Here is a 9,332-nt window from a genome sequence, read left to right on the forward strand (position 1 = left end):
AGGACCGGCTCCCCGCGGACCCGGCCGGGTCCGCTCAGCCTCCCGCTTCACCCGCCATCTCCGCGAGCACCCTTCCGGCGACCCGGTACGCCGCGTTCGCCGCGGGTACCCCGCAGTACACCCCGGTCTGGAGCAGTGCGGCACCGATCTCCTCGGGAGTGAGTCCGTTGCGCACCGCCGCGCGGACGTGCAGGGCCAGTTCGTCCAGGTGGCCGTGGGCCACGAGGGCGGTGAGCGTGATCAGGCTGCGCTCCCGGCGGGGGAGCGTGGGGTCGGTCCAGATCTCGCCCCAGGCGTAGCGGGTGATGAAGTCCTGGAACCGTGCGGTGAACGGAGTGGTGGCCGCCCGTGCCCGGTCCACGTGCGCATCGCCGAGCACCTCCCGCCGTACGGTGAGCCCGCGCGACGCGGACCCTGGGGCGTCCGGGCCCTCGGCCGCGAAGTGTGCCCGCAGGGCGCGTACCAGCGGTACCGGGCGTTCGGCGGGGGCCAGGTGGGAGGCGCCCGGTAGCTCCAGCAGGGTCGCGCCGGGGACGGCGTCTGCGATCTCCCGTGCGTGCGCCGGCGGCGTCGCGGGATCCTCGCGGCCCGCCACGACCAGGGTGGGCGCGCCGATCGAGGGGAGCAGCGGACGTACGTCGTACGAGGCGAGGGCGTCGCAACACGCCGCGTACGCCTCCGGATCGGCGGCGAGCAGATCGCCCAGCAGGGCCGGCACCGTGAACCCCGGGGTGAACCAGCGCGCCGCCGCGCCCTCGGCCACCGGCCCGGTGCCCGACTCGCGCACCTGTGCCGCCCGGTCCCGCCAAGGCCCCGGCTCGCCGAAGCGCGCCGACGAACAGACGACCGCCAGGCGGTCGATCCGCCCGGGGTGATGGACCGCCAGCCAGAGGCCGACCGCGCCGCCCAGGGAGACGCCCGCGTACGAGAAACGGGGCAGCGCGAGCGTGTCGGCGAGGGAGAGGACCAGGCGGCCGAGATCGGCGACGGTCGCCCCGGGGCCGATCAGGGCCGCCGGGGAGCCGCCGTGCCCCGGCAGGTCCCAACGGACCAACCGGTGCGCCGCCGAGAGTCCGGGGACGACGGCGTCCCAGAGCGCCGTGGACGTACCGAGCGACGGGCCGAGCAGCAACGGCGGTGCGTCGACCGCCCCGTCCTCGCGGAAGTGCGGTACGCAGGCGGGGCGTTCGGTCATCGGCGCTCCAAGGCGCGGTCGGTGAGGGGGCCGGCGGAGCCGGTGCATCGCGTGGGGTCGCCGAGGGCGGCGAGATCGATCCCGGAGAACGCGGTTTCCTCGGCGAGGACTTCGGTGAGGGGAAGCCGCCGCTCGCGGGCGGTGGTGGTGGCCCGGGCCATCAGTTCGCCGGCCTCGGCGCGGCCGATCCGGTCCGCCGCCAACGAGGCCAGCCGCTCGGAGACGATCAGTCCATCGGTCAGGCCCAGGTGTTCACGCATGACGTCCGCGAACACGCGCAGGCCACCGACGAGTTCGACGGCGTCCCTGGCCGATCCGCCGACCAGCCGGAGCAGATCGCGCAGCGGCTCCCACTCCGCGTGCCAGGCACCGGCGGGGCGTTCGTCCTCGGCGGCGAGCGAGCCGTACAGCGTGGCCGCCAGCGCCGGGGCCCGGCGGCCGGCCGAGGCGATCAGGGTGGCGCGGACCGGGTTCGCCTTGTGCGGCATCGCGGAGGACCCGCCGCCCGTGCCCTCGGCCACCTCGCCGATCTCGGTACGGGCCAGGTTCAGCACGTCCGCAGCCGTCTTGCCGAGCGCGCCCGCGGTGAACGCCAGGGCGCCGGCGAGGTCGGCGACCGGGGTGCGGAGCGAGTGCCAGGGCAACGTGGGCTCCGCCAGGCCGAGTTCGGCCGCGTACGCGGATACGACCGCCAACGCGGCGGCCGGATCGTCCGCATCGGCGCCCTGAGGCCCGAGGGCGGCCAAGGTGCCTGCCGCGCCACCGAGTTGGGCTGGCAGAGACGCCCGTACCGCGGCCGCCCGGTCCCGGGCGTCGAGCAGCAGCGCACGCCATCCGGCGGCCTTCAGGCCGAACGTCGTCGGCACCGCGTGCTGGGTGAGCGTCCGGCCCGGCATCGGGGTGTCGCGGTGTCCGGCGGCGAGCGCGCCCAGCAGCGAAGCGGTGCGCCCGAGGTCGGCCAGGACGAGGGCCAGGGTGCGTGAGGCCACCAGCATCGCGGCCGTGTCCATGATGTCCTGGCTGGTCGCGCCCCGGTGGACGTGGCCGCGCAGTTCCGGGGCCACCCGCGCGCGCAGACCGGCCACCAGCGGGATCACCGGGTTGCCGCCGGAGCGGGCCCGCAGCGCGAGGTCCCGCAGGTCGAAGCCCGCGGGGTCGGCGGCCCGGGTCACCGCGTGCCCCGCCTCGGCGGGGGCGAGCCCGCAGGAGACCTGGGCCCGGGTGAGGGCCGCCTCGGCGTCGAGCAGCGCCCGCAGGAAGGCCGCGTCGCCGGTGGCGGCCTCGGCCGGGGACCCGGCCCGCCCGGGAGCGAGCAGGCCGGTGTCGTCGCCGTACACCGGCTGGACTCCGGAAGGGGCCGTGCCGTTCCCGCGCATCAGGAGAACTCCAGGAAGACCGTTTCGCCCTCGCCCTGAAGACGGATGTCGAAACGGTACGTACGGTGGCCCGCGGGTGTCGCGATCAGTGTGGCGCGGCGCTGCTCGTCCAGCGATTCCAGCAGCGGATCGCCCTCTGGCGCCGCTCCCCGCCCGTCCGGCAGATAGACCCGGGTGTACAGGTGGTGGACGAGGCCCCGCGCGAAGACCACGACGCTGAGATAGGGGACGCCGCCCGGCGGCAGCGTCCGCAGGGACCACTGGCCGTCCGCGTCCGTGCAGACCCGGCCGAAGCCGGTGAAGTCGACCCCGTTGCGGCCCGCGTTGCGTCCCGTCACCGGATCGCGGCGCATCGAACCGGGCAGCCCGGTTCGCGATCCGTCCGGGGCGGGTTGCCAGGTCTCGACGACGGCGTCCGGCACGGGGTCCCCGGCGCCGTCGAGCACCAGCCCGCGCACCGTGATGGTGTCGGGGTGGCCGGCCGGCGCGATGTCACCGCCGTCGGGCAGCGGCAGAGCGAACCCGTAGAACGGGCCGATGGTCTGGGACGGCGTAGGTGCGGGGCTCATCGGTCGCGGCCTTCCTCGATCCAGGTGGCGGACGGGCCGTCCAGGACGATGTCCCAGCGGTAGCCCAGGGACCATTCGGGCACGGACAGCCCGTGGTCGTAGGTCGAGACGAGCCGCGCACGTGCGGCGGAGTCCGTGACGGACCGCAGGACCGGGTCGTGCGCGAAGAGCGGATCGCCCGGGAAGTACATCTGGGTGACCAGCCGCTGCGTGAACGCCGTGCCGAAGAGGGAGAAGTGGATGTGCGCCGGGCGCCACGCGTTGGTGTGGTTGCGCCACGGGTACGCCCCGGGCTTGATCGTGGTGAAGGCGTACGCGCCCTCGTCGTCGGTCAGGCAGCGCCCGAAGCCGGTGAAAGCGGGGTCGAGCGGCGCCGGATGGTCGTCCAGCTGATGGGCGTACCGCCCCGAGGCGTTGGCCTGCCAGACCTCGATCAGCTGACCGCGTACGGGACGCCCGTCCCGGTCCAGCAACCGCCCGCTGACGGTGATCCGTTCGCCCAGCGGCTCACCGTGGTGCTGTCGCGTCAGATCGCTGTCCAGCGCGGTGACGTCGCTGACACCGAAGGCGGGCCCGGACAGCTCGACGGCCTCCGGATCGCGGACGGGTACCGACGACCGGTGCGGGTGACGCAGGCGACTGCTCCGGTACGGCGGGTAGTCGCGCGGCGGGTGGTGCCCGACGTGTCCCGCGGCCTCGGCCAGATCCATCGCCCGGTCGATCGCGGACTGGTCCAAGCCGTCGGGCAGGGGTGTGGAAACCATGGTGACTCCGGGGTCGGCTCGCAGGTGCTGCTCGCGTTCGCCGCGCGGATCGGCTGCGCGGATTCGCTGCTCGGATTTAGTCAGTGCACGGAGTAGTTCGTGACGACTCCGGAGCTAAGCAGGAGAGTTGGAGAGGGTCAATACCCTCAGTACACTGTTCTTTCTCCGGCGGTCGATACGGTTGCCACCGATGTACGGGAAGGGCGGGCCGTGTCCGCCGTCGATCTGAGCACGCATCCGGGCCATCTCGCCCGGCGCTTCCAGCAGGCGCACCACCTGCTCTGGACCACGATGGTCTCCGAGGAGACCACCTCACCGCAGTTCGCCCTCCTCAACACGCTGATGGCCGAGCCCGGGCTCGACCAGCGCACCGCCGGGGAGCGGATCGGTCTGGACCGCTCGACCATCGCCGACCTGGTCACCCGGCTGCTGGGCCGGGGCCTGCTGGACAAGGTCCGCGATCCGCAGGACGGCAGACGGTCCGTGCTGCGCCTCACCGAGTCGGGTACCCGCGTCCACCGCAAGGTGGCACTGCGGGCCACCCGGATGAACCAGGTCTTCCTCGGCCCGCTCTCCGCCGACGAGCAGGGCGTCTTCCTCGATCTGCTCCGCAGGGTCTCGGACGCGGCCGAGACCCTGCGCACCCCGACGGACCCGCCCCCGGCGCCGCTCCCTGCCCCGGCGTACGGAACGGCTTCCGGTACCGCGAGCGGGTGACCGGGCGCCGGTCGACAATGGCGGGGCGGCCGGGCCACCTCGCCCGGCAGCCACCGGTGTCCCGCAGGTGGCACCGGTATCAGTCGGGGAAGGAGGGCGCGGCATGCGGACCCGTCCGCCACGAACTCCCCTGGACGCACCCGGGGCCGCCCTCCGGTCCGGTGCGGAATGTCCCGGGCCCGGGGGAGCGCCCGCGTGATCGCGGGGCCGGAGCGGGCCGCGTTCTGGCGCAGATCCGTCCGTGTCACCGCGGCCGCGAGCGCCGGCTTCTATCCGCTGCTGTACGCCGCCGGACTTCCGGTCGCAGCGCTGTACGCGCTCTTCGCGCCCATCGCCATGGGCATGCTCTCCGCCGTGCCCGGTTCGGGCCGTCAGCAGGCGTCCGTCACGCTGCGGGTCGTTCCGCCGGCTCTGGTGGCGGTGACCCTGGGAACACTGCTCGCGGTGCACGCCTGGGCGGCCGTCGGCGGCATGCTCGTCGTCGGCTTCGTCCTGGCGTTCGCGGCCGTGGCCGGACCGCGCGCGGCCGGTGCGGGACCCGGCCTCCAGCTCTTCTACATCCTTGCCTGCTTCCCTCCCTACGCGCCCGACACGCTCCTGGAGCGGGTGGCCGGGCTGAGTCTCGGCCTGCTGCTGCTCGCGGCCTGCGAGATCCTGCTGCCCGACCCGGCGGTCCCCTCCTACCGGGAACTGCTGGCCGCCGGGCTCCGTACCGCGGCACACGAGGCCCGCGCCGGGAAGACGCCGCCCGAGCGGCTGCGCGAGGCCGGATCGACGATGCGGCTGTCTCACGTTCCGCCCGCGGAGCGCCCTGCCGGAGCGGGACGCACCGACCGGGCGCTGGAGCAGACCGGCCGCGCCGTGCGCCGCCTCCTCAGCCAGCTGGCCTTGCTCGCCGAGGCGCATCCGGGAGAGCGTGACCCGGCGTCCGCGGCTCTCCTGGCCCGCGTCGGAGAGCTGTGCGAGGCGTGCGCGAGCGCCCTGCGCGCGGGGAGCCGCGCACCGGCGCCGGACACCCTGGAGCACGCGATGCGGAGCTTCCAGGCGGACCGCGTCCGCCTGGCCGCCGGACCACCGGGCGGCGCTCCGTCCCTGCCGACCGACCAGACCCCCCAGGTCGTCCAGCCGCCCCCGACCGCCCTGCTCCGCAGGCAGTCCCGGGTGCTGGCGCTGGCCGAATCCGCCCGCGTCGCGGGGGTCGCGCTGAGCATCGCGCTCAATGGCGCGCCGACCCGTACTCCCGTCCCGCGGGCGATGTTCTGGTACGCCGAGCCGGCCACACCCCGTCTGTGGGCCCGGCGGGTCCTCGGCAACATGACCCTCCGCTCGGTGCTCTTCCAGAACGCCGTGCGGACCGCGCTGGGCCTCGCGGCGGCCCGGCTGGTGGCCGGCTCCCTCGATCTGGCCCACGGGTTCTGGGTCCTGCTCGTCGTGCTGACCCTCGGACGCTCCACGGTGGTGGCCACCTGGCAGGCGGTCCGCCTGGCGGTGGCCGGAAACGCCGCCGGGGCCGTGGTGGCGGGCATGCTGCTGATCGGGATCGGCCCGTTCACCGACGCGTACGCCGTGCTGCTCGCCCCGCTGATGCTGCTGGCGTTCTTCGCCGGGCCGACGCTGGGGATCGCCTGCACCCAGGGGTCCTTCACGCTGGTCGTGGCCACCGCGTTCGCCCAGATCTCGCCGGTCTCCTGGCGCCTCTCGGAGGTGCGGATGATCGACGTCGTCACCGGCAGTGTGATCGGTCTCCTCTGCGGACTGCTGGCCTGGCCCGCCGGCGCCGGGCACGAGGTCCGGCGGGCCATGGCCGGACTGCTGCGCTCCTGCGGCGCGCTGGTGCCCGGGACGGCGGAGATCCTGCTGACCTCGCCGCCGGGAGGGCGCGCCGTGCCCGGAACCCTGCTGAGCCTGCACCGGATGCGCCTTGCCGAGGCCGCGTACGCGCAGTACCGCGCCGAGGCGGCGACCCGGCCGGCGGCGTCGAAGGATTCCGGCGCCGACTGGCACGCCGTGCTCGTCGCGGCCGACGACATGCTGTGGGGTGCGCACCGGCTGCCGCTCTTCGGCCTCCGTCCGGCTGCCCCGGCCCCGCCGGACGCCTGGACCCGGCAGGGCGCCGCCGCGCTGGAGGAGGCGGCCGGACGCATCGCCGCACGGCTGGTGACACGAGGGCCCACCGCCGGACCGAGCGGGGCGGAGCTCCCGGACGGAAGGCCGTCGGTCCCGCAGTCCATCGATCTGGAGGTGTGGATCACGGGCCTGGGCCACCAGCTCGCCCGGATCGAGGCCGCACTCGACCCGCCGGATCGAGAGCCGCCGCGACCGGAACCACCGGCACGGGAGTCGCTCTGACCCACCCCGCCGGAAGATATCTTTTACAGGTGTAATACCTGTTAAAGTAAATGGGTGAGTGAGACAACCACCCCTCCCCGGCGCCCATCCGTCCGCAGGCTTCCCCTGAAGGCGGCCCTCCGCCTCAACCACCCCTCGGACACCTGGTTCAAGCCGGCGCTGAGCGTGGTCGTCGCGTCCCTCGTACCGAATCTGCTGCTCTTCGCCGTCGACCGGCTGGACCTCGTGATGTACACGATGGCCGGGTCGCTCTGCGCCCTGTACGGGCACGCCCTTCCGTACGCCCGCCGCGCCGGGACCGTCGCACGCGTGGTGGCCGGCATGACCGCCGGGCTGGCCGTGTCGCTGCTCGCGGGCTCGCTCACCGACTCCACCGCGATCCTCATCGCCGTCGGCGCCCTGCTCGCCGCCACCCAGAAGGCACTCTGCGACGCGTCCCGCATCGGGCCGCCCGGACACGTGATCTTCACCTTCGTCACCTCCGCGGCCCTCTTCGCGCCCCAGCACCTCGGCCAGATACCGGGTCACCTCGCGCTCACCCTCGCCGCCGGCGCCTTCTCCTGGTGCGTCACCGTGGGCCCCGCCCTGCTGCGCCGGGAAGGCCCCGAACGCCGTGCCACCGCGCGGGCCCTGGACGCGGCCGCCGCCTGCGTCGCCGATCCCGGCCCCCGCACCCGGGGTGCCGCCGCCGCGGCGGTGCACGGAGCCTGGCAGACGCTGCTCGCCTCCGGACGGGCCACGCCCGCCCGCCGGGCACTGGAACGCCTCGTCGTGCACGCCGAGGCCGCGCTCGCCGAAAGCTCCCCGGCCGGCCACCGCGCCGCCGCCGACCCCGCGCGGCTGCGCGAGTGGGCCGCGCTGGCCCGGGCACGCGGAGTCGTCCCGACGCCGCCGGCAGCCCCCGGCACCACCGCCGAGCTCTACGGCATCGACGCCGAACGCGCCGGCCGCGGGGCCCGTACGAGGAGGGGCGAACTGCTGCGCCGCCTCGGCCCCGGCTCCCACGTGCTGCCCATCGCCGTCCGCACCCTCATCGGCTGCGCCCTCGCCGGGTACGCCTGCGAGGCGCTCGGAGTCGGCCGCCCCTACTGGGCCATCGTCACCGCCGCCTCCCTCTACCAGGCCAACGTCACCCTCTCCTGGAACCGGGCCCTCCAGCGCACGCTGGGCAATCTGCTCGGAGTGCTCGTCTTCGCCGCGGTCCTCCCGCTCAGCCGGGTGAGCCCGCTGCTGCTGATCGGCTGCGTCCTCTGCTTCAACTTCGCCGCCGAGGCCCTCATCACCCGCAACTACTGGCTCGGATCGGTCGCGGTCACCCCGATGGCGCTCCTGGTCATCGAGTTCGGCGGCACCCACCCCGCCGGAGAGCTCATCGGCGACCGGGTCATCGACACGGTGGTCGGCGCGGCGGTCGGCTTCCTCGGCGCCGTACTGGTCACCAACCGCCGGGCCACCGGCCGGGTCGAACGGGCCCTGGAGTCCACCGAGCTGGCCCGGGCCCATGCCGTACGCGTCCTCGCCGACGACACCGCGGGCCCCGCCACGCTCGACGCGTCCCGCCGCGCGCTCACCGCCTCCCTGGTCGAGCTGCGCGAGGCGGGCGACACCGCCGCGGGGGAGTGGTGGCAGCGCGCCCTGCCGGAAGAGGACCTCGTCGCGGCCGAGCGGGCCGGACACCGTACGCTCGCCGCGACGGCACAACGGCAAGGGCTCATCTCCCTCGCCCCGGAGAACGGAGCGGTGTGAGCGACGACATCGTGGCCTCGGTGGTCCGGCAGTGGCAGGCGGTGAGCCCCGGCCTCGACACCGGGCCCATGGAGCTGATCGGCCGGATCAACCGCTGCGCGGCACTCCTCCAGCAAGCCGAGGACGCCCCGCTGCGCGCCGCCGGACTCAACCGCGCGGAGTTCGACCTGCTCGGCGCGGTGCGCCGGACCGGCCGCGAACTCACCCCCGGCGAACTCGCCCGGGAGACGTTCTCCTCCGGGGCCGCCGTGACCAAACGGCTGCGCGCCCTCCAGGAGCGCGGTCTCGTCGAGCGCCGGGGCGACGACCGTGACCGCAGGGTCGCCCTCGTCCGTCTCAGCGAGGAGGGGCGCGCCCTCGTCGACCGGCTGCTTCCCCAGCAACTCGCCTACGAGCGCACGGTCCTGGCCGGGCTGGACGAACCGGCCCGCGACCGCCTCAGCGCCCAGCTCAGCGAGTTGCTGGTGCAGTTGGAAGGGCGCATCGGCGGCGGCCGGCGCGGGGGGCGGCCCGCGCCGCCCCCCCCCCCGCGGGCCAGCGGGGGGGGGGGGGGCCGCGCCCCGCCCCCCCCGCCCCCCCCCCCAAAGGCGCCCCCCCCCCCCGGGTTGGGCCCCCG

Annotated in this window: 7 protein-coding genes and 1 pseudogene; 4 read left to right on the top strand and 4 right to left on the bottom strand. The window is 74.9% G+C overall.

What is annotated here, in order from left to right; genetic code table 11:
• Positions 1-34: 34 nt before the first annotated feature.
• From ACFWEP_RS26245 to pcaH, 4 genes are read right to left on the bottom strand one after another with little or no spacing between them, the layout of a single operon-like run.
• Complete coding sequence (locus ACFWEP_RS26245; protein ID WP_387373455.1) at positions 35-1,195, bottom strand: alpha/beta fold hydrolase; 1,161 nt, start codon at positions 1,193-1,195, stop codon at positions 35-37.
• Positions 1,192-2,571, bottom strand: coding sequence for a 3-carboxy-cis,cis-muconate cycloisomerase (gene pcaB, locus ACFWEP_RS26250; protein ID WP_387373457.1), 1,380 nt, complete (start codon positions 2,569-2,571; stop codon positions 1,192-1,194). The genes ACFWEP_RS26245 and pcaB overlap by 4 nt, the downstream gene beginning before the upstream one ends.
• Positions 2,571-3,140, bottom strand: a complete 570-nt coding sequence (gene pcaG, locus ACFWEP_RS26255; protein WP_387373459.1) for a protocatechuate 3,4-dioxygenase subunit alpha — start codon at positions 3,138-3,140, stop codon at positions 2,571-2,573. The genes pcaB and pcaG overlap by 1 nt, the downstream gene beginning before the upstream one ends.
• Positions 3,137-3,850, bottom strand: coding sequence for a protocatechuate 3,4-dioxygenase subunit beta (gene pcaH / locus ACFWEP_RS26260; protein ID WP_387373466.1), 714 nt, complete (start codon positions 3,848-3,850; stop codon positions 3,137-3,139). The genes pcaG and pcaH overlap by 4 nt, the downstream gene beginning before the upstream one ends.
• Before the next feature lie 264 nt (positions 3,851-4,114).
• Between pcaH and ACFWEP_RS26265 the strand changes: the two genes are divergently transcribed.
• The 4 genes and pseudogenes from ACFWEP_RS26265 to ACFWEP_RS26280 all read left to right on the top strand — a co-directional run.
• A complete protein-coding gene (locus tag ACFWEP_RS26265) occupies positions 4,115-4,621 on the top strand; it encodes a MarR family winged helix-turn-helix transcriptional regulator (protein ID WP_387373461.1) in 507 nt (168 codons plus the stop codon).
• 168 nt (positions 4,622-4,789) lie between these two features.
• Entirely contained in the window at positions 4,790-6,970 is a 2,181-nt protein-coding gene (locus tag ACFWEP_RS26270; RefSeq protein ID WP_387373462.1) for an FUSC family protein, read from the top strand.
• A 54-nt stretch (positions 6,971-7,024) separates the two neighbouring features.
• Positions 7,025-8,716: an FUSC family protein gene (locus ACFWEP_RS26275; RefSeq protein ID WP_387373464.1), complete on the top strand. Its 1,692-nt coding sequence runs from the start codon at positions 7,025-7,027 to the stop codon at positions 8,714-8,716.
• A pseudogene (locus ACFWEP_RS26280) lies at positions 8,713-9,216 on the top strand (MarR family winged helix-turn-helix transcriptional regulator); the annotation flags it as partial. The gene ACFWEP_RS26275 and the pseudogene ACFWEP_RS26280, both read left to right, overlap by 4 nt.
• Positions 9,217-9,332: the final 116 nt, after the last annotated feature.

The sequence above is a fragment of the Streptomyces sp. NPDC060198 genome, from assembly GCF_042728415.1.
Classification (GTDB): domain Bacteria; phylum Actinomycetota; class Actinomycetes; order Streptomycetales; family Streptomycetaceae; genus Streptomyces.